The sequence below is a fragment of the Cognatundibacterium rivi genome, from assembly GCF_018139565.1.
GTDB lineage: Bacteria > Pseudomonadota > Gammaproteobacteria > Burkholderiales > Burkholderiaceae_D > Undibacterium > Undibacterium rivi.
Genome location: NZ_JAGSPK010000003.1, coordinates 24,182 through 48,394, shown reverse-complemented (window position 1 = coordinate 48,394; position 24,213 = coordinate 24,182). Strand labels below are relative to the sequence as shown.

Genomic DNA, 24,213 nt, shown 5'->3' with positions numbered 1-24,213 from the left:
TGCTGAATTATTAATGAGTGATGATGTTGAAGTTTATTTTAATTTCAGACGCCACAGCGAAGTCACTTCTTTGACCCGTGCCGCATGCAAGGGATCAGTGCTGTCTGTGGATTTTGGATGACGTGGCTTGATATCCATTTTGCCTGCGACGACGAGACCCGCCGCATTTATCCAGTCCCACAGTTCAGTCTGGGTACGTAAGCCCAGATGTTCTGCAAAATCAGACATGATCAGCCAGGCTTCGCCGTTGGTTTCCAGATGATCGGCAACACCGGCCAGAAAGCCACGTAACATGCGGCTTTCTGGATCATAAATGGCGTGTTCTATGGCCGAATTTGGACGTGCTGGCAACCAAGGCGGGTTACAGACGATCAACGGTGCTTTACCGTCGGGGAATAAATCAGTCTGCTGCAATTCAACTTGTGTTGTTAGTCCAAGCCGCTCGACATTGTCGCTGGCGCAACGCAAGGCGCGCGGGTCGAGGTCGGTTGCGATGATTTTTCTGACGCCACGTTTTGCCAGCAATGCTGAGACGACCCCGGTACCTGTGCCGATGTCGAATGCGAGTTCTTTGGACGGCAGTGGCGCTTTGGCCAGCAGATCGAGATATTCGCCACGTACCGGAGAAAACACGCCGTAATGCGGATGGATTTTTGCGCCAAGCGCTGCAATCTCTACGCCATTTTTACGCCATTCATGGGCGCCGATGATGCCGAGCAACTCACGTAATGAAGTTATAAATGCGGTGCCAGGTGCGCCATAGGCTTCAGTGCAGGCAGTAACAACATCTGGCGCGCGGCGCAGCGGAATACGGTAATTCGCCTCGAATGGAATTAATACCATGGCCAGTACCCGCGCGCGCTGAGACTGAGTCTGCCGGTGTAAATGGAAGGCTTCAGCAGCAGTCGTCGCGACGTTCTTTTTTTTACCAGCCGGTTTTTTGTCGATACGACGGGCGAGCGCCTGCAACAATTGTTTGGCATTCTGAAAATCGCCGCGCCACAACAAGGCGGTTCCTTCGCAAGCCAGCTTGTAGGCGACTTCTGTGCTCATGCGGTCATCAGCGATCTGCACCCGCTTTGGCGGCGGCGCGCCATTCTCTGCATGCCAGCGACAACTGCGTACTTCGTCGTTTTCTGTCCATTGCAATTGTGGAGAAGGTGAATTCATGCTGAGCCTGTTGTTTTCTGAATAATGATGTTGCGCGCTGGATCGCGTGCCGGGGCGCGATTGTACCTGAGCTGGGAGTGTAGCAAACAAAGTGTCGCTGTCAGTGCATTCTCGTCAACAACCCAGGTTCGATGCGACCGCACGGACGCTGCGTACAGCATTACTGCAGGTAGTTTGGTAGCTAAAAGGTGGGGGTATATTTGAATGACCGCTATTTTAATAGGACAAACAGCCTGTTTTTAAAGATACTCCCTCCCAGTATCTGGAAATAGAAATAAGGAAATTGCAGGTAGCGCTTGCAGCGCATCTGGCATGTTCAATGTGAATCTATACCTGAGGCTGTGTTGACATAAAAAAAGCCGTTGCCGTCATATCGACGGCAACGGCTTTTTTAAATAATGAATGCGATTGAATGCTACTTTTTAATGTCCGACGATGCTTGTGTCGGGGACGATAAACTGACCGTATCGCCAGTCGGCAAGCCTTGTGTCTGCCAGCGATCAAATTCTGCGCGAACCGCTTTTAAGGTCTGCTGACTGATGTCTGGCAGGCTGCCGCCAAGGATATCGGCGGCTTCCTTGAAGCCCTTTTCTACGGCATCGCGAATTTTCTGCAATTTCGCCGGATCGCCACCGATGGCGGCTTTAGCAAAGGTCAGAATGCGCTCTGCGGTTTTTTGTGCGCTGAACTCACCACCGTCGGCAACCGCTGCCTGCGCCGCCTTGATGTCGTCGGCAGACGCAGTGATTTTTTGTTCACCACTGACAACTTTGGATAACTGCAAACCTTGCTGCTGCACTGCAGATTTAATTAAATCCGTGATTTGTTGTGCCTTGCGATTGGCTTCTTCGACCGCACTTGCGACATCCGAGCTTGAGGATACCTTGGTTCTCGGATCACCATAGACTGGCGAATCTTTGACGCCGGAGCTGGAATCGAGGCTGACTTTGTCGCCCGCTACTGTATTCCCTGCATTGCCCGCATTGTCGTTATTGCCATCCGTTCGTTTGACGCCAGCCGATGGTTTTGTCAGTGTTGCCGGAGTGGTTGTGTTGATGCCCGATACACTCAGATCCATGTTGCGCTCCTCAGAATAAGTTCAGAGACGAATAGCTCTGTCTTTGCTTAACGACAGAAAACGCCGTTTCTATAACTTTCTTGTGACTTATTTTTCAGCAACTTTGTGTTGTGTCAACGTGCATCGTCTCCGCGTTACCTCCTGCGCACAGACGATCCTGTTTTTCCGATTGCTAAGATAAATAAGAGGTTTGTTGTGAGCAGATGGTAGAGGCTGTCAAAACTAGTCCTGGATCAAGGAAGTGTCTTACCGGACAGGGTAAGATGTAGCAAAGGCATTGAAACGGTGGCGACGATGGCAAAAAAGTTTCCTGTGCAACCTAAGAATCCTGAGCGTATCTGCTGGGGTTGCGATGAGTATTGCCCAGCCGACGCGATGCGTTGCGGAAATGGTGCCGATCGCACTGCTCATCCTGCTGAATTATTTGGCGATGACTGGCAGGCGTGGGAACCTAAGGTGGTGATAGAGATTGTTCCTGCGGACAAGATCGATAAAGCCGATGCCACTGTGAATGCTGATACCCGCACTCGCGTTTGAGAACAGTATTGGCTGGTCTTGCTCTTATGATTAACGTTACATTCCGCCCCACGCGGCATTGATCGCCGCGATGGCGGCCAGACCAGCCGTTTCTGTGCGCAGAATCCGTGGCCCCATTGACAGCGCGATCACACCTTGTCTGATCGCCATGTCTTCTTCCTCTTCAGTCAATCCACCCTCAGGACCTATCAGCAAGCTGACTGCCTGCGGGGCGCGATGTTTTGTCCATTCGGCCAGCGATTGATCGGCGCGCGGCGAAAGCATGATCCGCTGATGTATATCCTGTTGAGACAGCCATTTTCCCAGATCCAGCGGTACTGAAAGATGTGCAAGCCGGTTGCGACCGGATTGCTCGGCAGCCGCGACGATGATGCCTTGCCAGTGACCGAGTTTTTTTTCTGCCCGTTCTGCAGATAAGCGCACAACGCAACGTTGAGAAGCCAGTGGTTGTATCGTCGAGACGCCTAGTTCCATTGCTTTTTCTATGATCCAGTCCATCTTGCTGCCTTCGGGTAAGGCTTGTGCCAGCGTCAGGCTGTAAGGCAGTTCAACTTCTTCAGGTAAAAATACTTTCAGTTCTGCGCTTGCCCTTTTTTTAGCGATGTCGACGATGCTGGCGACATAGCATCCGCCTTCGCCATTGAACAGTTGTATGGTGTCTCCGTTTTGCAGACGCAAAACAAAAACATGATGTGCTACCGTTTCCGGCAAATCGATCACAGCACCAACGGTAAGCGGAACAGGGCAGAAGAAACGTGGCATAAATGAATGGCTAAGCAGGCTGGTGCAAAAGAAAAGAATTATAAATCAGAGACACACTCACTCCAGCTCGTCTGGCGTAATTGGATGCAGATGCAAGCTATCCATCGTTTTGCACGTAATGTGAAAGTCACAATTCTATTGTGTGACGCTGTGCTCTGTTAAAATAACGGGCTTTGCAGAGCCTTGAATGTCGTTTATTCAAAGACGCTCGCTAACATGCCCACTGACCAGTTTCCTCATCTATACCTTCTATCGCCATGATTTCATCTCTCCAGCCAGCAATAATCACTAAGATGGCAAGCGCAATTCGTGCCTTGTCTATGGATGCAGTACAAAAAGCTAATTCCGGTCACCCGGGCGCGCCTATGGGCATGGCAGATATTGCTGTGGCATTGTGGAAAGGCCACTATCGTCATAATCCTTCGAATCCGCAATGGATTAACCGCGACCGTTTTGTGCTGTCGAACGGCCACGGTTCGATGTTGCATTACTCCTTGCTGCACCTGACAGGTTACGACTTGTCTATGGATGAAATTAAAAATTTCCGTCAACTGCATTCGAAAACGGCAGGCCACCCAGAGGTGCATGTCACTCCTGGTGTGGAAACCACAACTGGCCCGTTGGGACAAGGCATTACCAACGCAGTCGGGATGGCGCTGGCTGAAAAATTATTGGCAGCAGAATTCAATCAGGGCGATCTGAAGATTGTTGATCATTACACTTACGCTTTTATGGGCGATGGCTGCCTGATGGAAGGCATTTCGCACGAAGCCTGCTCGCTGGCCGGTACTCTGCAACTGAGTAAACTGATTGCTTTCTGGGATGACAATGGCATTTCAATTGATGGTCACGTCGAAGGCTGGTTCACTGACGATACGCCTAAGCGTTTTGAAGCGTATGGCTGGAACGTCATTCGCGCAGTCGATGGTCACGACGCCAAAGCCGTGGATGCTGCGATTGCAGCCGCAAAAACATCGGCCAAACCAACGCTGATCTGCTGCAAAACCGTGATCGGTAAAGGCTCTCCAAATATGGAAGGCACGCACAATGTGCATGGTGCTGCGTTGGGCGACAAAGAAATTGCCGCCGTACGCGCTCATATCGGCTGGGAATACGCACCATTTGAAATTCCTGCAGACGTTTATGCCGCATGGGATGCGAAAGCTGACGGCGCCAAAGCTGAAGCCGAATGGAATACCGCATTTGCTGCTTACAGCGCAAAATTCCCGCAAAAAGCCGCTGAACTGACACGCCGCATGAAGGGTGATTTGCCAGCGAATTTTGACGAAGTCGTCGCAAATGCTATCGCTGCCTGCGTCGAGAAAAAAGAAAATATCGCGACACGTAAAGCGAGTCAGAACGCAATTCAGGCATTTGCACCGTCGTTGCCAGAATTCCTCGGCGGTTCAGCTGATCTCACCGGTTCCAATCTGACGAACTGGAAAGAATGTGTGGCGGTTCGCGGTAATCAGGCTGGTAATCATATCAATTACGGTGTGCGCGAATTTGGTATGAGCGCGATCATGAATGGTATCGCTTTGCATGGCGGCTACATTCCTTTCGGCGCGACTTTCCTGACTTTCTCAGATTACAGCCGCAATGCGATCCGCATGGCAGCGCTGATGAAAATCCGCACGCTGTTTGTGTTCACACATGATTCTATCGGCCTTGGTGAAGATGGTCCTACCCATCAATCGGTTGAGCACGTTGCCAGCATGCGTCTTATCCCGAATCTGGATAACTGGCGTCCATGCGATACCGTGGAATCTGCTGCGGCCTGGGCGCATGCTGTTAAACGTAACGATGGCCCATCGACCCTGATTTTCTCGCGTCAAAACCTGCCATATCAGGAACGTACTGCGCAGCAAATCGCTGACATTCAGCGTGGTGGCTATGTTCTGCAAGATGCAGCCGATGCGAAAGCGGTGCTGATTGCGACTGGTTCTGAAATTGAGCTGGCGGTGAAATCCGCAGCCGCATTGGCTGAGCAGGGTATCGCAGTGCGCGTGGTGTCCATGCCATCAACGGATGTATTCGATCGTCAGGATGCTGCGTACAAAACTGCGGTATTGGGCAAAGGCTTACCACGCATTGCGATTGAAGCTGGCGTAACGGACTTCTGGTACAAATATGTTGGTCTGGAAGGTGCGGTGGTCGGTATTGACACGTTTGGCGAATCCGCTCCGGCTGGCGTCTTGTTTAAGTATTTTGGCTTTACAGTTGAAAATGTGGTCGCCAAGGTCAAGGCGACACTGGCTTGAGCACGATGACAGATTTAGTTGACAGCACTGTGAGCCTTATCAAAGAAGTCAGTCTGCGTCGTGCTACAGTCGCCGACGCAGAAGCGATCGCCGCCGTGCGTGTGGAAAGCTGGCAAACCACGTATCGCGGGATGATTCCGGATACCTATCTGGATCAGATGCGCATTGAGGATAGCTTCCTGCATTGGAAGCAGATACTGGAAGCCTTGCCTGCTGCAGGTGACCGCGTGTGCGTGTACGTTGCTGAAAGCGAAGGACACATTATCGGCTTTGCTTCTGGCATGTTGTTACCAGAACCTAAGCTGGGCATGCGCGCAGAATTGACCGCGATTTATTTGCGTCCGGCGTGGCAGCGTTCCGGCATTGGTCGTCGTTTGCTGCAAAAGGTCGCGCGTACATTGCAAGCACAGGGTGCTGATAATTTGCTGGTCTGGGTGATTTCAGGTAATGCAATTGCCCGTAATTTTTACGAAGATCTGGGTGCTGTTTTAATGCATGAACAGGCGTTTACCTGGGATGGCATCGATTTGAAAGAAGTCGGTTACGGCTGGCGTGATCTATCGGTGCTGATGGCATCGGTAAACGCGATGCCAACATCGGGTGCAGTACACTGAGATTTTTGCAAAATAGTTTGATTTTTATTGTTCTTTTATTGTTGTTTAGTCCTTTGGAGATAAAACCATGACGATTCGCGTCGCAATTAACGGCTACGGCCGTATCGGCCGCAACATCCTTCGCGCTCACTATGAAGGTGGTAAGTTCAAGAACGAGATCCAGATCGTCGCGATCAACGACCTCGGTAATGCAGAATCTAATGCCCACCTGACACGCTATGACACAGCCCACGGCAAGTTTCCTGGCACCGTCGTGGTTGAAGGCGACTCCATGATCGTCAATGGCGACAAGATCAAAGTATTTGCAGAGCGCAATCCTGCGAACATTCCTTGGGGCGAACTGAATGTTGACGTCGTACTGGAATGCACAGGTTTCTTCACAACCAAAGAAAAAGCCTCTGCCCATCTGGCTGGCGGTGCAAAGAAAGTCATCATCTCCGCACCAGGCGGTAAAGATGTTGACGCAACGGTTGTTTATGGCGTGAACCACGGCGTCTTGAAAGCAACTGACACAGTTATTTCTAACGCATCTTGCACAACGAACTGCCTCGCACCATTGGCAAAACCATTGAACGACGCGATCGGTATCGAAAGCGGTTTGATGACAACCATCCACGCTTACACGAATGACCAAGTGTTGACTGACGTGATGCATGAAGACTTGCGTCGTGCGCGTTCTGCAACCATGAGCATGATCCCAACTAAAACAGGTGCAGCTGCTGCAGTTGGTTTGGTCTTGCCAGAGTTGAACGGTAAATTGGACGGTTACGCAATGCGCGTTCCAACGATCAACGTTTCTGTCGTTGACCTGACGTTCATCGCTAAGCGCGATACAACGGTGGAAGAAATCAATAAAGTATTGAAAGAAGCATCCGAAGGTGCGTTGAAAGGTATTCTGGATTACAACAAAGCACCATTGGTGTCTGTTGATTTCAACCACAATCCAGCATCATCGACTTACGATGAAACTTTGACAAAAGTTAACGGCGGCCGTCTGGTGAAAGTATCCAGCTGGTACGACAACGAGTGGGGTTTCTCCAACCGTATGCTCGACACGACTGTGGCACTGATGAGCGCAAAATAATTCTGCGTTTTGGTCTCAAAAAATACCCCGAACTTTCGGGGTATTTTTTTGTCCAAAGAGTTCTGACACTTGAATTATCAAAGTTCAATGCAAGATGGCTGGAGCAGTCTTGATTAACGACTGCCTACGCTATTGAAATACGACACAACACAGCAATCGATACATAACAGGAGCCATATGATGAAATTGAAGAAACTGTTTTCACAGAACAAGGGTTTTATCGTTTTCATGTTAGGTATGGCACTGGTACGTGGTGCTCTTGCTGATTATTACCTCGTACCGTCAAGCTCCATGTATCCGACTTTGCTTGAAGGCGACCGAGTGATTTGTGACCGTATCGCTTACGATATTAAGCTGCCTTTAACGGATGTCATTCTCAAGCACGTGTCTGATCCTCAGCGTGGCGACGTCGTCACTTTTTCTTCGCCTGAAGACGGCACCCGGCTGGTGAAACGCCTGATTGCTGTTCCGGGTGACGTGGTTGAGATGCGTGATGAACATTTATTGATCAACGGTCAGGCTGCCAATTACGAAGCGGCGCAGGTTGCCACTTCGGATCATCTGACTCCTCAACGCGAATATAACGGTCTGCAACAAGTGTATAAAGAGCAGCTCGGTAGCCTCAATCATCACATCATTGTGATGCCTGAACGTGTATCCATGCGTAACTTTGGCCCGGTACGTGTGCCTGACGGTGAGTACCTGATGCTGGGCGATAATCGCGATAACAGCAAAGATTCTCGTTATATCGGCTTTGTCAAACGTGAACTGATCACCGGGCAAGTGAAGCGTTTAATGTTTTCTCTGAACGGCGACGATTATTATTTGCCACGCATCGAGCGCTTTGGCGCAAAACTGTAGTAAGTGGTGTCGGTCTGATATTAACGTTGACGCCGGATTTTCTGACGCGCTGTTGACGTTGTGCTTCGGTTTTGTTTGGGAATGTATATTTTTGTGAAAACAATCAAAAGTACGACAGATTTATTGCGCTGCACAGCGACTAATACTGGACTGCAAGCAACAACTCATTAATCATTTGAACGGTAAGGCGACATAACAACCATGCATCGGCATCAAGTCGGGCGTTATCAGGAGATAAGACATGAAATTAATGAGTAAGTTATTTTTGCTGGCCATAATGGGCTTTTTTATGAGCACGGTCATGGCAAAAGACGAGCGTGGCTCGACGGCGGAGGCACAGGCCTTGGTCAAAAAAGGTATTGCCCATATTAAAAAAGTTGGAAAAGAAAAAGCGTTTGCCGATTTCAATGATGCCTCCAACAAAGATTTCCACGACCGGGATCTGTATCTCTTTGTCTACGATATGAACGGTATCAGCCTTTCTCATGGCGCGAATCCAAAGATGATAGGCAAAAATTTACTGGATTTGAAAGTTGAGGGAAAACCGATTATCAAGGAAATGATTGCGGCTCTTAAAACGAAGAATGATGGCTGGATTGATTATCAATGGCCGAATCCTGTAACGAAAGGCTTGGAAACAAAATCCAGTTATTTTGAAAAAAATGAGGATTACTTTCTTGGGTGTGGAGCGTATAAATAAGGCATCGAATCGGCGGCTCATCTGTTCGCCATCAATAAAAAACAGCGCTGGATCAGCGCTGTTTTTTTTCGTTCTATCAGTTCTTTAATGCTGATCTGACACTGCTCAGCGCGGTCCTTTATATCCCAGCGCGGCAGAAATCTGGTGTGCCGTTTCCATTAAATTGTTTTTCCAATCTTCCTGCAAACGATCAGCTGGCGCTGAAATCGACAGACCAGCGATCATTTTCCCGCTGTCATCGTGAATGCCGGCAGCCATGCAGCGCACACCCAATTCCAGTTCTTCGTTATCTTTGGCATAGCCAGTCTGACGAACTTCTGCAAGTTCCTTTTCCAGTTTGGAAAGATCCGTAATGGAATTTTTATTGTGTCCAGACAACCCGGTACGCGTTGCATAAGCCCGTATCGCTTTCGGCTCATCCAAAGACAGAAATAATTTACCGGTTGATGTCAGATGCAATGGTGCACGGCCGCCGATGGCCCTGACGACTTGCATGCCGGAGCGTTCAGAGAAAGCGCGGTCGATATAAACGATATCGTCGCCCTGACGGACTGAGAGATTGATCGTCTGATTGGTTTGCCGGTGCAGAGTGCGCATAAACTCAAGCGCGGTTTCACGTACGTTCAAATGACTTTTGACGATATTGCCAAGCTCAAGCAGACGCATACCTAACTGGTAATAACCTGTATCGGCGCGATCAACGAAGCGTGTTTTGACCAGATCGTTCAAAATCCGGTGAGCGGTAGACGGATGCAAGCCCGTTTCAGATGCCAGTTCTTTCAGACTGACCGGATCCTGATAATGCGCAAGCGCATCAAGCAGAGAAACCATGCGTTCTATGACTTGTATGGAGGTTTTTTCTGAAGCTGGAGCGTCGTTTTTCATAATCTCGGTGGTGCAGTGCAATATATAAGTTATACCACAATGTGAAAAAATCGTCATTGACTCGACCATGAAAAGACAAGCTGAGCCGCAAATTTAGTAAAAAACGATGCAAATTCGCTGCAAACGATATGCGTGTTTTGTTAGAAGTGTAATTCTGCGTGACTTGAACCGGGGTGCATGTTTATTTCAGGTCATGTCTCTGAAAAATGATTTTCGTCATCATTTTGAAATGGAGTGTGAAGCTTTGTCATGTAAAATCCGGCGGCAAGGTGGACGCCGGATATGGCTCCTCCGTTTTTTTCTCACAAGGGATAACGATGTCAGATCAGGAACAACCGATCAGCGAGTTCAAAAGTAAAAGTGGTTTGCGACGTATTTTTTCGGCATTTTTTTATTCGATTGATGGTTTTCGTTCAGCCTGGATCAACGAACATGCATTCCGTCAGGAATTAGTACTCGTTATTGTCGGCGTCATTGTCGCGTTAAGTTTGCCGGTATCCGCAATCGAGAAATTGATGATGATTTCGGTGTTATTACTGATACTCGTTGTTGAATTATTGAATTCCGCCGTCGAAGCCGTGGTGGACAGAGTTTCCCTTGAACGGCATACCCTATCAAAAAATGCCAAGGATTTTGGCAGTGCCGCTGTATTACTGACATTTTTTATCGCAGTCGGTACCTGGACTGTCATTTTAGTGAATCGCTTTTACCCATAAGAAAAACATGTTACCTACAATTTTAACGACGAACGACACCACGCTTGCCAGCGCGCTCAGCAATGCAATCAATAACAAAACCAAACCATTGGGAAGTCTGGGGCGTCTTGAGCAACTGGCTTTGCAAATCGGCTTGATGCAGCAAACCACGAAACCGGTGTTGCATGACCCTGCCATTATCGTGTTTGCCGCCGATCACGGTGTTGTTGCAGAGGGAATCTCCGCTTTTCCGCAAGATGTCACCTGGCAGATGGTCGAAAATTTCCTCTGCGGCGGTGCGGCAATTAATGTGTTTGCCAGACAAAATAATATTGCGCTGCAGATTGTCGATGCGGGCGTGAATCATGAGTTTGGCGAGAGAAATGGTTTGATTCACCGTAAAGTCGCCTCCGGTACGCGTAATTTTGCTCAGCAGCCAGCGATGACAGCGGCGCAATGTCAGTTGGCGATACAGAATGGGCGGGAACTGGTTGCAGCCTTATCCGGTAACGTGCTTGGCTTTGGCGAAATGGGTATCGGCAACACAACGGCCGCCGCGGCGCTGATGCATAAATTGACAGCGCTGCCAGTCGCTGATTGTGTCGGAGCCGGTACCGGATTATCTGCTGATGGCATACGACATAAGCAAAAGGTCATTGAGGCAGCCGTTGCTTTACATGCCGGTGTAAGCGAGCCTCTTGATGTGTTGGCTTGTTTTGGCGGTTTTGAAATTGCGACGATGGCCGGAGCGATGCTGGAAGCAGCTGCACGCCGCAAAGTCTTGCTGATTGATGGATTTATCGTCAGCAGCGCCTTGCTTGTTGCGGCAAGATTGCAACCGGATATTCTTGATTACTGTGTGTTTTCTCATCAATCTGACGAAAGCGGTCATGCTCGCTTACTGCAAGCGTTGCAGGTGAACCCTGTACTGAAACTCGATCTGCGTTTAGGCGAGGGTACAGGGGCTGCACTGGTCTATCCTATGGTGCAGGCGGCAGTTAACTTTCTGAATCAGATGGCGACATTTGGTTCTGCGCAAGTCAGTGAAAAGAGTGCTGACTGATGACGCTGTTAGGACAGCAAGCGCTGCATCAGTTGCGCTTGTTTTTTATTGCGCTGCAGTTTTTTACGCGCATTCCTATTCCGGGCTGGGTGGGGTTTGATCCTGCCTGGCTGCACCATGCCTCGCGTTATTTTCCGGCAGTTGGTTGGGTGGTCGGCGCTGTCGCGGCAAGCACCTATGCGATTGCATCGTTATGGTGGCCAGCCGCCGTCGCTATCCTGATGTCTATGGTGATCAGTATTTTATTGACAGGCGCATTTCACGAAGACGGGTTTGCCGACGTCTGCGATGGGTTTGGTGGCGGGATGACACCGGTGCGGGTACTGGAAATCATGAAAGACTCACGCATAGGCGCGTATGGTGCGATTGGTATCTGCCTCATGTTATTGAGCAAATTTATCGTACTGGTGAGCTTGCCGACCGTGTTGGTCATCCCCGCTTTACTGCTTGCACATCCACTGTCGCGTTTGTTCTCCTGCAGCCTGATCTGGCTGCTCAGTTACGCGAGACAGGAAGGGAAAGCGAAGCCACTTGCGCAACAGATGACGTCGAATGAGTTCGGTATCGCTTGTCTGTCTGTCTTATTGCCTGCCGGAGTCCTCTTGCTGTGGCAACCTTTGATGATTGATCGTCTGTTACCTGCGCTGGTTTTAATGCTGCTGGCGAGTTTCTGGCTTGCCCGCGTATTTTTCAAAAAAATCGGTGGCTATACCGGCGATTGTTTGGGTGCCGTACAACAATTGTCGGAGCTTGCATTTTATCTTGGCGTACTGGCACGCGTTGTCAGTGTAAATCCTTAGCCTTGTGTGGATACAGACGCGATGCTCTTGCATTTGATACGTCATACCAAACCCGTCATCGCGCCCGGTATTTGCTATGGTCAGTCAGACCTTGCCGTTGCTTTATCTGATTGCAGTTCTCTGGCTGCCAGTTTGAAATCATGCTGGCCAGCCCATATCCCTGTGTATTCCAGTCCTTTGCAGCGTTGCACACAGTTGGCCAATTTGTTGAGTTCCACGCCGCGTATGGATACTCGTATCATGGAGCTGAATTTTGGCCATTGGGAAATGCAGGCGTGGGAACAGATTCCCCGTACAGAAATTGATGCCTGGGCTGCTGATGTCGTTCATTATCATCCGGGACAACAGGAAAACCTTGTGCAGATGGCAGGCAGAGTGAGTGCATTTCTGCATGATTTACATGCGACAGCAGAACCGGAAGCGGTGATTGTTTGCCATGCTGGCGTCATTAAAATGATCTCCGCCTGGGAAAATGGTCTTGGAAGTGTCGGTATCGCGCAACGGGCGGCGCAGAGTAAGAATGAATTTTCTTATGGTTGTTGTATTGATATTAATATTGTCATGTAGGATATGAAGGTTAGTTTTTCGTTCTGAGCCCAGTGCGGAAAACCTTTGGCGCGCTAACCGGTGACATTATTCTCATGATAGAACTCAGACGAGCCCCGCGTATCAATGTGAGCTGGCGTTGCGGCATCAGAATGCCGGATGGCCATTTGTTGTTGTGCCGGGCCGTGAATATTTCCGGTGAGGGCGTGTTAGTGCAGTGCCCTGAAAGTTTGCAACTCACGCAAAGCTATCCGATGATGATAGAAATTCCCGGTATCGCAAATAGCGATGACATTTTCCGTGTTGCATGCAAAGGATCTGTCCGGCATATCATTCTGAGTGGCGATCACTATCATGCTGGTATGCATCTGACAAATATGTCCGATTTACATTCAGAGCTGGTCAATGCCTGGATTTCCAGAGCGAATAAGTTCGCTTCCTGATAAGCGTATCTTGCATTTGCAGTAATGTTGTTTTCATCCCCATCCTTGCCCGACTTGTCATCTGCCGATAGAATGGCGGGGTTTTGGTGCTCGCGGACATGTTCATGTCTGCAGTTAAACGGGAAACACGATGTAATTCCGTAAATCTCCAGAAGTCTGTGCGCGCAATCGGCGCGTCAAAAGACAGATCTCTGGATTTCACGATGAAAAGCAAGAGTGTGCTGCCCCCGCAACGGTGTACAAGTTGCTGTTTCTTTCTGTTAATTGTCACGACCTTGTTACGATAAATACGATGGATGCAGCCAGCCATTTTCCAATACCACTGTGCGTTGATGCATGGGAAGGTCAGATGGTGATATTTGTCAGCCCGGATACCGGCCAGAATAAGTGAAGTGATACGGCAGGCATTTTCTGCAATGGCATACGCTGTGTAGAAATCTTTGACGTTCGCTTTGTTGAATACAGCCTACGGGGACGTTGGCTGTATGCCTCGCTTATTTTCTACATCATGAACTCTGTATTCAAACCTCTTGCCCTCGGTCTCGCCGTGGCTGCCGCATTTCCTGCATCTTCTGCGTTCGCGCAATCGATTTCTGTTTCGACCGCATCCAGCGTGATTATTACCGCTGGTCGTCAGCCACAGGCCGCGATTGATGTTCTCGCCGACAATGTTGTGATCACTGCTGAGCAAATTCAACAATCTGGCGCGGCATCCGTCGTCGATCTGCTGCAACAACAACGCGGCATAGAAATCAGTCGCAATGGCGGTCCTGGCAATAATTCTTCTGTATTTATGCGTGGCGGTAACAACACGCAAAATCTGGTGTTGATCGATGGTGTCCGTGTCGGTTCTTCAACTACCGGCGGCGCAACCTGGGCGACAATTCCATTGAGTCAGATCGACCATATCGAAATCGTTTATGGCCCCTTGTCCAGCTTGTATGGCGCAGATGCCATGAGTGGCGTGATCCATATCTTTACTAAAAAAACACCGGGTGCGTTAAATACAACGGCGTCGGTTGGTGCCGGCAGTTACGGTGCGCGTAAAGTACAGGCCGGAGTTTCCGGATCGGTCAGCAGTAATCTGAGTCTGGCGCTGAATGTCGCGCATGACGAAGATGAAGGATTTTCTGCAACCAAGACAGGTAACCCCGATAAAGACGGCTACAAACTTGATAGCGTCAGTCTGCGTGCCGACTACGAAGTCAGCAAAGATCTGCAGTTCGGCACCAAGTTTTTACAAAGTCGTTTGAATGCCCAGTTTGATTCAGGCGCTAAGAATGATTACAGCGTCCAGAACTTAGAAACCATCTCTGCTTTTGGTAAGGCTCGTATTAACGATATCTGGACCACCTCTTTGCAGTTTGCACAATCAACCGACAAAACCTTTACTGCAGGTTCTTATGATCCGAGCCAGATCGATACGGTACAGAATCTGATTACGTTCCAGAACGATATCCGTATAGGTAAAGACGTACTGCAATTATTGGCTGAACGCCGTGAAGAAACGGTGGACACCACGACTGCCGGACTCAACGGTGATCGCAAAACTGATTCTCTGGCGGCATCCTATGTCCTGAAACATCAGGCCCATCTGGCAAGTGCAAGCGTGCGTTATGACCGTAGTTCGGTTTACGGTTCGCACACCACGGGCAGTGTCGCATACGGTTATAAGCTGAATGACTCGTGGCGTGTGAATGCCAGTTATGGCAGCAGCTTCCGCGCACCGACGTTTAACGAGTTGTATTACCCGGGTTATGGCGTTGCCTCAAATAAGCCAGAGCAGGCAAAAAATGCCGAAGCAGGTATTTATTATGAGTTCGGCGATACGCAGCTGAGTGCCGTTTATTATCAAAACAAGGCAACTGATTTGCTCGTCAGCACGAATACTTGTCCTGTGGATGTAAAGGGTCATCCTTACGGTTGTGCGTACAACGTGAACAAAGCCACGATGTCCGGTCTGACTGTCGGCGCAAACACTCGTCTGGGTGACTGGAGTCTGCGTGGCTCTGTCGATATTCAGGATCCGAAAGACGATACCACCGGCTTGCGTCTTGCCCGTCGCTCCAAAAAGCATGGTTCACTGGCGGCAGAGTACACAATTGCGAAAGCCAAAATCGGTGTTGAAACCGTATTTTCCGGTAACCGTTTCGATGATGTCGCAAACAAAAAAACGCTGGCGGGATATGGCTTGCTGAATATCTACGGCACGTATGAAGTCATGAAAAATCTGTCGCTGATCGGTCGCTGGAATAATGCGCTGAACAAAGACTATGAGCTCGCCAAAAACTACGCAACAGCGGGATCAAACATCTTTGTTGGATTGAATTACGGCTTTAAATAATCAAAGCAAAAATTGAATCATGCATTAAAGCGGTATTCAACATGAAGAAGAATCTGTGTCCGAATGCGGGCACAGATTTTATTTATAGAACTTACGCAAAACCGCCCCAGCGGTGTTATGGCGCCTAGTCGTACTATTCGTACTGTCTTCGTCGCCATGCCTTGCTGGGACAATTTTGCGTCAGTCCTAATTTAAATTGATCGGGCTGTACATGCGCAACAAGTTTTTTTTATTTAGCTCGCCGCTGGCACAGGATAGCGTAGCGCCTGCGAACAGAGCGAAGCGGCATGCCAGCCTGATCTTTGGTTTTTTGTTGTTATTTACCTTTACCAGTATTGTATTTGCCGGACTGACTGGTTCTGTCGCGCTGAGTCTTTCTGAACTGGGCGATGCCGCGTTGGAATTAACACGTGGTCCAGCGACTTCACTTGCCGCAAGTTTGCTCGAATTGCGCCTTTCGCGCGCATTCACAGGATTCATTACCGGTGCCACGCTTGCCTTGTCTGGCGTCATGATGCAGGCCTTATTGCGCAATCCCCTCGCAGACCCTTATGTACTCGGCATTTCCGGTGGCGCATCGGTCGGCGCTCTGGCGACCATCTTATTGTATGGCGCGTTCTGGATGGTTGATCTGGCGGCGTTCGGCGGGGCGCTCGCAGTTGCTTTGCTCTTGTTTGGTCTTGCTTATCGCGATTTACGCGGCAGTGGCAGCAGCGATGGCAGCGCACCCGTGTTGTTGCTGACCGGTGTGATTGTCGCATCCGGTTGCGGCGCATTGATTACCTTGATGCTGTCGGTGGCACCCGATAGTCGATTACGAGGTATGGTGTTCTGGATGATAGGCGATTTGTCCGGGGCGCAGTCGCGCTATTTACCGTGGCTGGTCGGTGCTGGCGTATTTGTGTTTGCGATGCGCAATGCGCGTGCAATCAATATTGCAGCGATGCATGCCGATGTCGCCAGTACGCTGGGCGTGAATATCGGACGTTTGCGCCAGCTCTTATTTTTATGTTCTGCCTTACTGACCGCTAGCGCGGTCAGCACTGCCGGCAGCATAGGCTTTGTCGGCCTGATTATGCCGCATGCGTGTCGCTTTGCGCTGGGGCCGGACCACCGTTTATTGATTCCAGCTGCAACGCTGACAGGTGGCAGCTTTCTGGTTTTAGCCGATACGATTGCACGTACTGTGGTCGCACCGCAGCAGTTGCCGGTGGGAGTGATTACCGCCGTCATCGGCGTACCGGTGTTTTTGTTGCAGTTGCATCAGTTGCGCCGCCGCTAACGAGAATGGGACGATAACGATGAAAATCCATCATCTGAATTTAACGGCAGGTAAACGTCTGCTGGTACAGGACTTGAATTGGCAAGTGAATGCAGGCGAATGCTGGTGCATTATTGGCCGCAACGGTGCCGGTAAAAGTACTTTGTTACGCACACTGGCGGGCTTGCGTCCGGTGGAATCCGGTGACATTTTTTTAGATGGCAAATCGCTGTCGGCCTGGCCACTGGCAGAGCTTGCGCGTGAACGGGCTTTTTTATCGCAATCCCGCACTGATGCATTCGGTTATTCAGCGATCGAAACGGTATTGAGCGCACGTCATCCTTACCATGATGCCCATTACTGGGAATCTGGTGATGACATGCAGATTGCTTTAGATACGATGCGTGAACTGGACGTTGCCGATCTTGCGCAACGTGATGTCCGTAGCTTGTCTGGTGGCGAGCGTCAGCGCGTCGCGATTGCTGCTTTGCTGGCGCAGGACGCGCAACTGATGTTACTGGATGAGCCTGCAAACGCGCTAGATCTTGCGCATCAGGTCAGTGTCATGCAATTGCTGTCGCGTTGTTGCCGCGAAAAAAATAAGTCCGTCGTCATGGTCAGTCATGATCTGAATCTGGCCCAACGCATTGCCAGTCATGCTTTGCTGTTGATGGGCGATGGCCAATGGTTGGCTGGCAGTGCGGCCGACATGCTGACTGCCGCACAACTCGGCGCTTGTCTCGGTTATCCGATTGAGCGCTTTGAGCATCATGGTCAGATACTTTTTATCCCGAAAAATTAAATAAATATGAGCGAGACTCCCACTACCACGATTGCATCAGCCATCGATAGCGACAATATCAACACCCGTCATCAGCGCCGCATGGAGCGCAAGAAGGCGCTGATGGATGAGAAAATTCAGCAGGCTCAGCGCACGACAGGTGTATTGCTGATTCATACCGGCAATGGCAAGGGTAAGAGTTCCAGCGCATTTGGGATGGTGATGCGCGCATTAGGACATGGTATGAAGGTCGGCGTTGTGCAATTCATTAAAGGCGCAATGTCGACCGGAGAAGAAATTTTCTTACGTCGTTTTCCTGATGAAGTTGAGTTCTATGCGATGGGCGAAGGCTATACCTGGGAAACGCAGAATCGTGATCGCGATATTGAAAAAGCGACAGCGGCATGGGCGCAGGCAAAGAAGTTTCTGCGTGATCCAAACATCGGTCTGGTGGTGTTTGATGAACTCAATATTGCGTTGAAATATCATTATCTGGATCTTGATACCGTGATTGCCGATCTGGATGCACGTCCTGAAATGCAGCACGTGGTTGTTACCGGTCGCGGTGCATTACCGGAACTGATAGCGATTGCAGATACCGTGACCGAAATGAGTGTCGTGAAACATGCGTTTAAAGATGGCATCGTCGCGCAAGCAGGAGTCGAATGGTGATAGCGCAGGCGAAAGTGGTTTTGGTATCGGCGATTGCGTCCGGACAAGGAAAAACAACAACAACGGCAGCGCTTGCCCGCAAATTGCGGGGGCAGGGCAAGGTCGTCAGAGTTTTTAAAACCGGGCCGGATTTTATTGATCCGATGATACTGGAGCGTGCCAGTGGTGCCCCGGTTTATTCACTTGATTTGTGGATGGTCGGCCAATCGGCATCGCAGGCGATGCTGACGCAGGCGGCGCTGGAAGCTGATGTGATTTTGATTGAGGGCGTGATGGGTTTGTATGATGGCCGACCATCTTCCGCTGATCTGGCACGTGCTTTCGGTGTGCCGGTACTTGCGGTGCTGGACGTTGCTGCAATGGCGCAAACCGTGGGGGCACTGGCGCTGGGCTTGCGCGACTTCGGCCCGGTTCATCTGGCAGGCGTGATCGCTAACCGGGTTGCCTCTGCCGGACATGGAAAAATGGTGGCAGCCGCGATGCGTGACATTCCGTTGCTCGGATGTCTGCCACGCCAGGCTGAAGTGCTGCCCGAGCGACATCTGGGGCTGGTATTGCCGGAGGAAGTCGGACAAATCGATGCCATGCTCGATACCATGGCAGAACAGCTGGAGCTCGATATGCAGGCATGGGATGCCTTGCCTGAGACACAGTTTGAACAGACTAATCCTGTTGCGATTCCTCGCTTGTTGGCGGGCAAAAAAATTGCGGTTGCCCGTGATGCCGCATTTGCTTTTATCTATGCCGCCAATCTGGATACGCTGCGCATGCTTGGCGCTGAATTACTGTTTTTTTCTCCGCTCGCCGATCAGCCTGTTCCTGCGCAAGCCGACGCCTTGTATCTGCCCGGTGGTTATCCTGAACTACACGCGGCCACCCTGAGCACTGCACAGCGCTGGACAGCATCGGTCAGGGCCGCACATGCTGCCGGTATGCCGATACTGGCCGAGTGCGGCGGCATGATGGCGCTGACCGACGGATTGGTCGATCAGGAAGGGCAGCATTGGACGATGGCGGGTTTACTGAGTGGCGAAGTGCACATGCAGAAAAAGCTGGCAGCGCTCGGCGCGCAGGCATGGCATTTTTCTGACGGCGATTTACGCGGCCATACTTTTCATTATTCGCGCTTCGACACGTCGCTGCATCCAGTCGCGCACACCATCAAAAATGCGCATTACTCCGATAGCGATCAGGGTGAAGCGATTTATCACTGCGGGCATTTGTATGCCTCGTATTTCCACGCCTACTTTGCTTCAAACCCGATCGCCGCCGCGCGCTTGTTTTTAAGGAGTTGAGATGAGTCTCAGCTTGATTTTTGGCGGCGCCCGTTCAGGTAAAAGTGCGTATGCAGAACAACTGGCGCATCGTCTATCCGCGAATGGCGGCAAGCAGGTTATTTACCTCGCAACGGCAGCGGCGGCTGACAGTGAGATGCAACAACGGATTGCGCATCACCAAAGCCGCCGTCCGGCTGATTGGCTCACCGTCGAGCAGACAACAGCACTGGGTAGGGCGATACGGAAATACAGTCAGCCCGGAACCGTCTTGCTGATTGATTGCCTGACCGTCTGGTTATCGAATTTACTATTTTCGGACAATACCGAATTTCCTGAGGTCGGTCAGATTACACCGCCAGCATTATTCGCTGAACAAAGGAGCGACATGCTTAACGCACTTGAGCAGGCAGAGGGCGACGTTATTCTGGTATCGAATGAGGTAGGTATGGGCATTGTTCCGATGGGGGCGATTTCGCGCTGGTTTGTGGATGAGGCCGGGCGTTTGAATCAGGCCGTGGCCGCCAGTTGTGACAACGTCGTCTGGGTCGCGGCGGGCTTACCTTTATTTTTAAAGGGCACAGCATGCTGATGATGACCGGTTTGACGACCGCTTTGTGTTTGCTGTTCGGTGTCGCGCTGGATATGGCATTCGGCGAAGTCAGAAAATGGCATCCGCTAGTGGGTTTTGGTTATCTGGCAAATCGGGTGGAACAAGGCCTGAACCGCGCATCGGCAAGCCGTTGGACTGGGGCTGTTGCCTGGTTGTTGGTCGTGCTGCCGTTCGTGTTGTTGACCCTGCTGGCATTGTGGCTCGCCCATCATTACACGATCTGGTTGGCTCCTATTTTGCATGGCATTTTGCTGTATGTTTGTCTCGGCCTGCGTAGCTTACGCGACCACAATTTACCAATACAACAAGCACTGCTGGATGGCGATATCGCAAGCGCACAAAGGCTGACATCGTATATCGTCAGCCGAGATACCGATGATGCGGATGAAGAATATCTGGCCAAAGCCAGCGTTGAATCGGTGTTGGAAAACGGTTGTGATGCGGTATTCGGTACCTTGTTCTGGTTTATGGTGCTGGGTGGCGCTGGTGCCGTTTTATATCGTCTGGCAAATACGCTGGATGCTATGTGGGGTTATCGTACTAGCCGTTTTTTACGCTTTGGCTGCGTCGCGGCACGTATTGACGATGGCTTGAACTGGCTGCCCGCACGCCTGACTGCGCTGACTTATGCCGTTCTCGGCAACACACGGCTGGCTTTGCAATGCTGGCAGCAGCAGGCGCCACGCTGGCCCAGTCCGAATGCGGGTCCTGTCATGGCAGCGGGCGCTGGCGCCTTGCATCTGACATTGGGTGGTAACGCCCGCTACGATGGGGAAAATGAAAGCCGTCCGCTGTTAGGTAAAGGTAAACTGGCGGTGGCATCAGATATTCAACGTGCATGGCAATTGGTTTTTGGTGGCACTCTGTTGTGGCTAGGCATCGTCATCCTGATCGGATTGTTTTTAAGCGGGATTTTATATGCTTAAACACGGCGGCAATTTACGTGATGCAGCACGGATGTTTTCTCGCCCGCTTAGTGACTGGCTGGATTTATCGACCGGCATTAATCCTCATTTCTATCCGGCACCTATGCTTGCGCCGAACGCCTGGCACAGGTTGCCTGAGTATTCCGACGACTTAATCAACGCAGCGCAAAACTTTTACGGTGCACAGCGCATGTTAGCGGTAGCTGGCAGCCAGGCCGCAATTCAGGCCTTGCCGCGATTGCGTTCACTCTCGCGGGTGGTGGTGTCTGCGCCGTCTTACGCCGAACACGCCTATCAATGGCGACAGGCCGGACATACAGTCAGCGAAACCCGTTATCAGGATTTGCACAACGCAGTGGCAAATGCCGATGTGGTCGTCTTGTGTAATCCGAATAATCCTACCGGTGAGGTAATCGTCCCAGCACAACTGCTGCTCTGGGCTGATCAGTTGGCACAGCGTGGTGGTTGGCTGATTGTGGACGAGGCGTTCGCTGACACCTTGCCGGACATCAGTGTCGCAGCACACACCCAGCGTGAGGGTTTGATTGTCTTGCGGTCCGTCGGCAAGTTTTTTGGGCTGGCTGGTATCCGGCTTGGTTTCGTCGCAGCCTGCGATTCTTTGCTGGAACGTCTGGCGAATTTCCTGGGCCCGTGGACTATCAGTGGCCCGGCACAACAAATTGCGCTTGCAGCTTTATCTGATACGAGATGGCAGCAAGATCAACGGCTGCTTTTACAGCATGAAGGTGAACGCCTGCGCTGCCTGTTGATGCAACAGAACTGGCATTCTTCCGGTACGGATTTATTTCAGTGGATCAGTGACCAGCACTTACAACAGCAAAGCGAGGCGCTGTGTCATTTCATGGCAGAACGCGGCATCTGGCTACGCTGGTTTGAGGCGGGAGTACACAGGCCGCATGGCGTGCGTTTTGGCTTACCTGCAAATGAAGCCGGGTGGCAGCGTTTGCAGCTGGCCTGCGCCGAATGGACGAGTCAGATATGAGCGCCCATGTCAGTCGCAACAATGAGAAAAAAGAAAGTAAAAAAGAGGGTAACAACATGAACGTATCTTTCTGCCGTTTTTTTGTATCGGGTATCGTTACCCTGCTGTTGTCCACGTCGGCGCAGGCGGCGATCAGTGTGACGGATGATCTTGGTCATACCGTCAGTTTAGCCAAGCCAGCACAGCGCGTGATCAGCCTGTCACCGCATGTGACTGAATTGATTTTTGCTGCAGGTGCAGGTGACAAGATTATAGGCACAGTTAAATACAGCGATTATCCCGCAGCAGCAAAAGAGATTCCGCGCATCGGCGATAACCGCCAGTTTGATCTGGAACGCATTATGGCGATGAAGCCAGATTTGCTGGTGATCTGGATGCATGGCGCTTTTGAGCGCCAGTTGGAAGTGTTGAAACAATCGGGCGTCCCATTTTTTTTCAGCGATCCGCAAAAGCTGGAACAGATTCCTGAGACCATCCTCAAACTCGGGAGTTTGCTTGGCACCGAAAAAGCCGCCCAACTTTCAGCGAATGATTTCCGTCAGCAGTTGCATCAGCTAAATGCGCAGTATCAGAGCAAAGCGAAAGTGCGGACGTTTTATCAGGTATGGCACAAGCCTTTGTACACGCTCAACGATAAGCATATTGTCAGCGATGCGATACGTGTCTGCGGTGGTGAAAATATTTTTGGCAAACTGAATGTGACCGCACCTGTCGTCAGTATTGAGGCCGTGTTGCAGGAAAACCCGGAAGTGCTGATCAGTGCGGAAAGTCGTAATCAGGCTTCAAATGGTATCGATCAATGGAAAAACATGACGTCGTTGCTAGCGGCAAAAAACAATAATCTGGTACTGATTGATGGCGATCTGGTGAACCGGTCCGGCCCACGGATTATTGATGGCGCTAAAGCGATATGTGAAGCGCTGGAGCAAGCGCGGCAAAAACGCGGGAAATCTGCGACTTCAGCACAAGGTAAAAAATGAATACCACCCCATTGTTTGAGCGTATCGCCTGTTTATCTACCGAAGCCGTCGAGGTGCTGTATGCGCTGGGCGCAGAAGATTGCATCGCAGGCATTTCCGGCTACACCACAAGACCCGCGCGTGCCCGCGACGAAAAGCCCAAGGTCAGTGGTTTTTCTTCTGCACAGATTGAGCGAATACTGGCGGTGAAACCCGATCTGGTGATTGCGTATTCCAATATGCAATCCGAGATTGTGCGTGAACTGATCGGCGCAGGCATTGAAGTCCATGCGTTCAATCAGCATCATGTTGCAGGTATTCTGCACATGATCAAAGTGTTAGCTGTGCTGGTAGGGAAACAGGAGCAGGGTACGCAGTTGATCGCAGAATTGCAGGCGCAGATCAATGTTATCCGCCATCAGGCTGCACAGTGGACGCACAGGCCGAAGGTTTATTTTGAAGAATGGAACGAGCCGCTGATGTCTGGTATCGGCTGGGTTTCTGAGTTGATACAGATTGCCGGTGGCGACGATGTGTTTACCGATCTGGCCGGTTTTCACAGCGCGAAACAGCGCATCATAGCAGACCCAGCCGAAGTGGTTCGACGCGCGCCGGATATCATTATCGGCTCGTGGTGCGGTAAGAAATTCCGTCCTGACAGCGTGGTTGCACGCGAGGGCTGGGATACGATCCCGGCTGTCCGTCATGGGCGGGTATTGGAGATCAAATCGGCCGACATACTCTCGCCGGGGCCATCGGCGATCCAGCATGGACTTCTGCAATTGCATGTACTGATTGCGGAGTGGCAGGCCTCGCAAACATTGTCTGTAACACGTTCGCCACTTATCCCGGCGGTCGAGACTTAACGTCGTGGAAATGAA

25 protein-coding genes and 1 riboswitch are annotated in these 24,213 nt (G+C 50.7%); of the genes, 21 read left to right on the top strand and 4 right to left on the bottom strand.

The genetic code is table 11. The features are described 5' to 3' along the window. Nucleotides 1-33 precede the first annotated feature (33 nt). Complete coding sequence (locus tag KDM87_RS08900) at nt 34-1,170, bottom strand: methyltransferase (protein ID WP_212678762.1); 1,137 nt, start codon at nt 1,168-1,170, stop codon at nt 34-36. A gap of 415 nt (nt 1,171-1,585) precedes the next feature. Then, nucleotides 1,586-2,248 (bottom strand): DUF5610 domain-containing protein, encoded by a 663-nt coding sequence (locus KDM87_RS08895; RefSeq protein WP_212678761.1) that lies wholly within the window; start codon nt 2,246-2,248, stop codon nt 1,586-1,588. Nucleotides 2,249-2,542: 294 nt separating this feature from the next. Here KDM87_RS08895 and KDM87_RS08890 point away from each other — a divergent pair, with 294 nt between their 5' ends. Then, nucleotides 2,543-2,785 (top strand): DUF3079 domain-containing protein, encoded by a 243-nt coding sequence (locus tag KDM87_RS08890; RefSeq protein WP_212678760.1) that lies wholly within the window; start codon nt 2,543-2,545, stop codon nt 2,783-2,785. 36 nt (nt 2,786-2,821) lie between these two features. On the opposite strand, the gene KDM87_RS08885 is transcribed toward KDM87_RS08890, so the two are convergent. Then, nucleotides 2,822-3,547 carry a 16S rRNA (uracil(1498)-N(3))-methyltransferase gene (locus tag KDM87_RS08885; RefSeq protein ID WP_212678759.1) on the bottom strand — a complete coding sequence of 242 codons (726 nt, stop codon included), beginning with the start codon at nt 3,545-3,547 and terminating at the stop codon, nt 2,822-2,824. 251 nt (nt 3,548-3,798) lie between these two features. Here KDM87_RS08885 and tkt point away from each other — a divergent pair, with 251 nt between their 5' ends. The 5 genes from tkt (at nt 3,799) to KDM87_RS08860 (ending at nt 9,067) form a co-directional block, all read left to right on the top strand. Then, complete coding sequence (gene tkt / locus KDM87_RS08880; RefSeq protein WP_329604927.1) at nt 3,799-5,808, top strand: transketolase; 2,010 nt, start codon at nt 3,799-3,801, stop codon at nt 5,806-5,808. A 5-nt stretch (nt 5,809-5,813) separates the two neighbouring features. Next, entirely contained in the window at nt 5,814-6,422 is a 609-nt protein-coding gene (locus KDM87_RS08875) for a GNAT family N-acetyltransferase (protein WP_212678757.1), read from the top strand. Nucleotides 6,423-6,489: 67 nt separating this feature from the next. Next, nucleotides 6,490-7,506: a type I glyceraldehyde-3-phosphate dehydrogenase gene (gene gap / locus KDM87_RS08870; RefSeq protein WP_176804895.1), complete on the top strand. Its 1,017-nt coding sequence runs from the start codon at nt 6,490-6,492 to the stop codon at nt 7,504-7,506. Between the two features lie 177 nt (nt 7,507-7,683). Then, nucleotides 7,684-8,367 carry a signal peptidase I gene (gene lepB, locus KDM87_RS08865; protein ID WP_212678756.1) on the top strand — a complete coding sequence of 228 codons (684 nt, stop codon included), beginning with the start codon at nt 7,684-7,686 and terminating at the stop codon, nt 8,365-8,367. Between the two features lie 241 nt (nt 8,368-8,608). Further along, complete coding sequence (locus tag KDM87_RS08860; RefSeq protein ID WP_212678755.1) at nt 8,609-9,067, top strand: cache domain-containing protein; 459 nt, start codon at nt 8,609-8,611, stop codon at nt 9,065-9,067. A 105-nt stretch (nt 9,068-9,172) separates the two neighbouring features. Here KDM87_RS08860 and KDM87_RS08855 read toward each other — a convergent pair whose 3' ends face one another. Further along, nucleotides 9,173-9,952: an IclR family transcriptional regulator gene (locus KDM87_RS08855; protein WP_186883271.1), complete on the bottom strand. Its 780-nt coding sequence runs from the start codon at nt 9,950-9,952 to the stop codon at nt 9,173-9,175. 317 nt (nt 9,953-10,269) lie between these two features. Between KDM87_RS08855 and KDM87_RS08850 the strand changes: the two genes are divergently transcribed. From KDM87_RS08850 to KDM87_RS08780, 15 genes are all read left to right on the top strand, one after another. Next, nucleotides 10,270-10,668: a diacylglycerol kinase gene (locus KDM87_RS08850; protein WP_212678754.1), complete on the top strand. Its 399-nt coding sequence runs from the start codon at nt 10,270-10,272 to the stop codon at nt 10,666-10,668. A gap of 7 nt (nt 10,669-10,675) precedes the next feature. Further along, entirely contained in the window at nt 10,676-11,710 is a 1,035-nt protein-coding gene (cobT, locus tag KDM87_RS08845) for a nicotinate-nucleotide--dimethylbenzimidazole phosphoribosyltransferase (protein ID WP_212678753.1), read from the top strand. After that, complete coding sequence (locus KDM87_RS08840) at nt 11,710-12,510, top strand: adenosylcobinamide-GDP ribazoletransferase (RefSeq protein ID WP_212678752.1); 801 nt, start codon at nt 11,710-11,712, stop codon at nt 12,508-12,510. Before cobT ends, KDM87_RS08840 begins: the two co-directional genes overlap by 1 nt. A gap of 21 nt (nt 12,511-12,531) precedes the next feature. Further along, on the top strand, nt 12,532-13,077 hold the full coding sequence (locus KDM87_RS08835) for a histidine phosphatase family protein (protein ID WP_212678751.1): 546 nt from the start codon (nt 12,532-12,534) through the stop codon (nt 13,075-13,077). A 74-nt stretch (nt 13,078-13,151) separates the two neighbouring features. After that, nucleotides 13,152-13,499, top strand: a complete 348-nt coding sequence (locus KDM87_RS08830) for a PilZ domain-containing protein (protein WP_212678750.1) — start codon at nt 13,152-13,154, stop codon at nt 13,497-13,499. Nucleotides 13,500-13,566: 67 nt separating this feature from the next. Beyond that, nucleotides 13,567-13,896: riboswitch (cobalamin riboswitch) on the top strand. Nucleotides 13,897-14,007: 111 nt separating this feature from the next. After that, nucleotides 14,008-15,843 carry a TonB-dependent receptor domain-containing protein gene (locus tag KDM87_RS08825; RefSeq protein WP_212678749.1) on the top strand — a complete coding sequence of 612 codons (1,836 nt, stop codon included), beginning with the start codon at nt 14,008-14,010 and terminating at the stop codon, nt 15,841-15,843. A gap of 211 nt (nt 15,844-16,054) precedes the next feature. Next, on the top strand, nt 16,055-17,125 hold the full coding sequence (locus KDM87_RS08820; protein ID WP_212678748.1) for a FecCD family ABC transporter permease: 1,071 nt from the start codon (nt 16,055-16,057) through the stop codon (nt 17,123-17,125). A gap of 19 nt (nt 17,126-17,144) precedes the next feature. Continuing rightward, entirely contained in the window at nt 17,145-17,906 is a 762-nt protein-coding gene (locus KDM87_RS08815; protein WP_212678747.1) for an ABC transporter ATP-binding protein, read from the top strand. A gap of 6 nt (nt 17,907-17,912) precedes the next feature. Continuing rightward, nucleotides 17,913-18,557 (top strand): cob(I)yrinic acid a,c-diamide adenosyltransferase, encoded by a 645-nt coding sequence (gene cobO, locus KDM87_RS08810; RefSeq protein ID WP_212678746.1) that lies wholly within the window; start codon nt 17,913-17,915, stop codon nt 18,555-18,557. Next, nucleotides 18,551-19,852 carry a cobyrinate a,c-diamide synthase gene (locus KDM87_RS08805; protein ID WP_212678745.1) on the top strand — a complete coding sequence of 434 codons (1,302 nt, stop codon included), beginning with the start codon at nt 18,551-18,553 and terminating at the stop codon, nt 19,850-19,852. Before cobO ends, KDM87_RS08805 begins: the two co-directional genes overlap by 7 nt. Nucleotide 19,853: 1 nt before the next feature. Further along, nucleotides 19,854-20,423 carry a bifunctional adenosylcobinamide kinase/adenosylcobinamide-phosphate guanylyltransferase gene (gene cobU, locus KDM87_RS08800; protein WP_212678744.1) on the top strand — a complete coding sequence of 190 codons (570 nt, stop codon included), beginning with the start codon at nt 19,854-19,856 and terminating at the stop codon, nt 20,421-20,423. After that, nucleotides 20,423-21,370 (top strand): adenosylcobinamide-phosphate synthase CbiB, encoded by a 948-nt coding sequence (gene cbiB, locus KDM87_RS08795; RefSeq protein ID WP_212679233.1) that lies wholly within the window; start codon nt 20,423-20,425, stop codon nt 21,368-21,370. Before cobU ends, cbiB begins: the two co-directional genes overlap by 1 nt. Further along, nucleotides 21,363-22,373 (top strand): threonine-phosphate decarboxylase CobD, encoded by a 1,011-nt coding sequence (cobD, locus tag KDM87_RS08790; RefSeq protein ID WP_212678743.1) that lies wholly within the window; start codon nt 21,363-21,365, stop codon nt 22,371-22,373. The genes cbiB and cobD overlap by 8 nt, the downstream gene beginning before the upstream one ends. Nucleotides 22,374-22,429: 56 nt before the next feature. Further along, the gene (locus KDM87_RS08785; protein WP_212678742.1) at nt 22,430-23,353 is read left to right on the top strand and encodes a cobalamin-binding protein; all 924 of its coding nucleotides are present in this window, start codon (nt 22,430-22,432) and stop codon (nt 23,351-23,353) included. After that, nucleotides 23,350-24,198 (top strand): ABC transporter substrate-binding protein, encoded by an 849-nt coding sequence (locus KDM87_RS08780; RefSeq protein WP_212678741.1) that lies wholly within the window; start codon nt 23,350-23,352, stop codon nt 24,196-24,198. The genes KDM87_RS08785 and KDM87_RS08780 overlap by 4 nt, the downstream gene beginning before the upstream one ends. Nucleotides 24,199-24,213: the final 15 nt, after the last annotated feature.

What these genes read in the sequence shown, in the direction of transcription:
- cobD (WP_212678743.1), top strand. Translation starts at nt 21,363, where the DNA reads ATGCTTAAACACGGCGGCAATTTACGTGATGCAGCACGGATGTTTTCT.
- KDM87_RS08835 (WP_212678751.1), top strand. Translation starts at nt 12,532, where the DNA reads ATGCTCTTGCATTTGATACGTCATACCAAACCCGTCATCGCGCCCGGT.
- KDM87_RS08820 (WP_212678748.1), top strand. Translation starts at nt 16,055, where the DNA reads ATGCGCAACAAGTTTTTTTTATTTAGCTCGCCGCTGGCACAGGATAGC.
- KDM87_RS08850 (WP_212678754.1), top strand. Translation starts at nt 10,270, where the DNA reads ATGTCAGATCAGGAACAACCGATCAGCGAGTTCAAAAGTAAAAGTGGT.
- cbiB (WP_212679233.1), top strand. Translation starts at nt 20,423, where the DNA reads ATGATGACCGGTTTGACGACCGCTTTGTGTTTGCTGTTCGGTGTCGCG.
- KDM87_RS08825 (WP_212678749.1), top strand. Translation starts at nt 14,008, where the DNA reads ATGAACTCTGTATTCAAACCTCTTGCCCTCGGTCTCGCCGTGGCTGCC.
- KDM87_RS08885 (WP_212678759.1), bottom strand. Translation starts at nt 3,547, where the DNA reads ATGCCACGTTTCTTCTGCCCTGTTCCGCTTACCGTTGGTGCTGTGATC.
- lepB (WP_212678756.1), top strand. Translation starts at nt 7,684, where the DNA reads ATGATGAAATTGAAGAAACTGTTTTCACAGAACAAGGGTTTTATCGTT.
- KDM87_RS08840 (WP_212678752.1), top strand. Translation starts at nt 11,710, where the DNA reads ATGACGCTGTTAGGACAGCAAGCGCTGCATCAGTTGCGCTTGTTTTTT.
- KDM87_RS08890 (WP_212678760.1), top strand. Translation starts at nt 2,543, where the DNA reads ATGGCAAAAAAGTTTCCTGTGCAACCTAAGAATCCTGAGCGTATCTGC.
- KDM87_RS08780 (WP_212678741.1), top strand. Translation starts at nt 23,350, where the DNA reads ATGAATACCACCCCATTGTTTGAGCGTATCGCCTGTTTATCTACCGAA.
- KDM87_RS08900 (WP_212678762.1), bottom strand. Translation starts at nt 1,170, where the DNA reads ATGAATTCACCTTCTCCACAATTGCAATGGACAGAAAACGACGAAGTA.
- cobT (WP_212678753.1), top strand. Translation starts at nt 10,676, where the DNA reads ATGTTACCTACAATTTTAACGACGAACGACACCACGCTTGCCAGCGCG.
- KDM87_RS08875 (WP_212678757.1), top strand. Translation starts at nt 5,814, where the DNA reads ATGACAGATTTAGTTGACAGCACTGTGAGCCTTATCAAAGAAGTCAGT.
- KDM87_RS08785 (WP_212678742.1), top strand. Translation starts at nt 22,430, where the DNA reads ATGAACGTATCTTTCTGCCGTTTTTTTGTATCGGGTATCGTTACCCTG.
- KDM87_RS08895 (WP_212678761.1), bottom strand. Translation starts at nt 2,248, where the DNA reads ATGGATCTGAGTGTATCGGGCATCAACACAACCACTCCGGCAACACTG.
- KDM87_RS08855 (WP_186883271.1), bottom strand. Translation starts at nt 9,952, where the DNA reads ATGAAAAACGACGCTCCAGCTTCAGAAAAAACCTCCATACAAGTCATA.
- cobU (WP_212678744.1), top strand. Translation starts at nt 19,854, where the DNA reads ATGAGTCTCAGCTTGATTTTTGGCGGCGCCCGTTCAGGTAAAAGTGCG.
- KDM87_RS08860 (WP_212678755.1), top strand. Translation starts at nt 8,609, where the DNA reads ATGAAATTAATGAGTAAGTTATTTTTGCTGGCCATAATGGGCTTTTTT.
- cobO (WP_212678746.1), top strand. Translation starts at nt 17,913, where the DNA reads ATGAGCGAGACTCCCACTACCACGATTGCATCAGCCATCGATAGCGAC.
- gap (WP_176804895.1), top strand. Translation starts at nt 6,490, where the DNA reads ATGACGATTCGCGTCGCAATTAACGGCTACGGCCGTATCGGCCGCAAC.
- KDM87_RS08830 (WP_212678750.1), top strand. Translation starts at nt 13,152, where the DNA reads ATGATAGAACTCAGACGAGCCCCGCGTATCAATGTGAGCTGGCGTTGC.
- KDM87_RS08805 (WP_212678745.1), top strand. Translation starts at nt 18,551, where the DNA reads ATGGTGATAGCGCAGGCGAAAGTGGTTTTGGTATCGGCGATTGCGTCC.
- KDM87_RS08815 (WP_212678747.1), top strand. Translation starts at nt 17,145, where the DNA reads ATGAAAATCCATCATCTGAATTTAACGGCAGGTAAACGTCTGCTGGTA.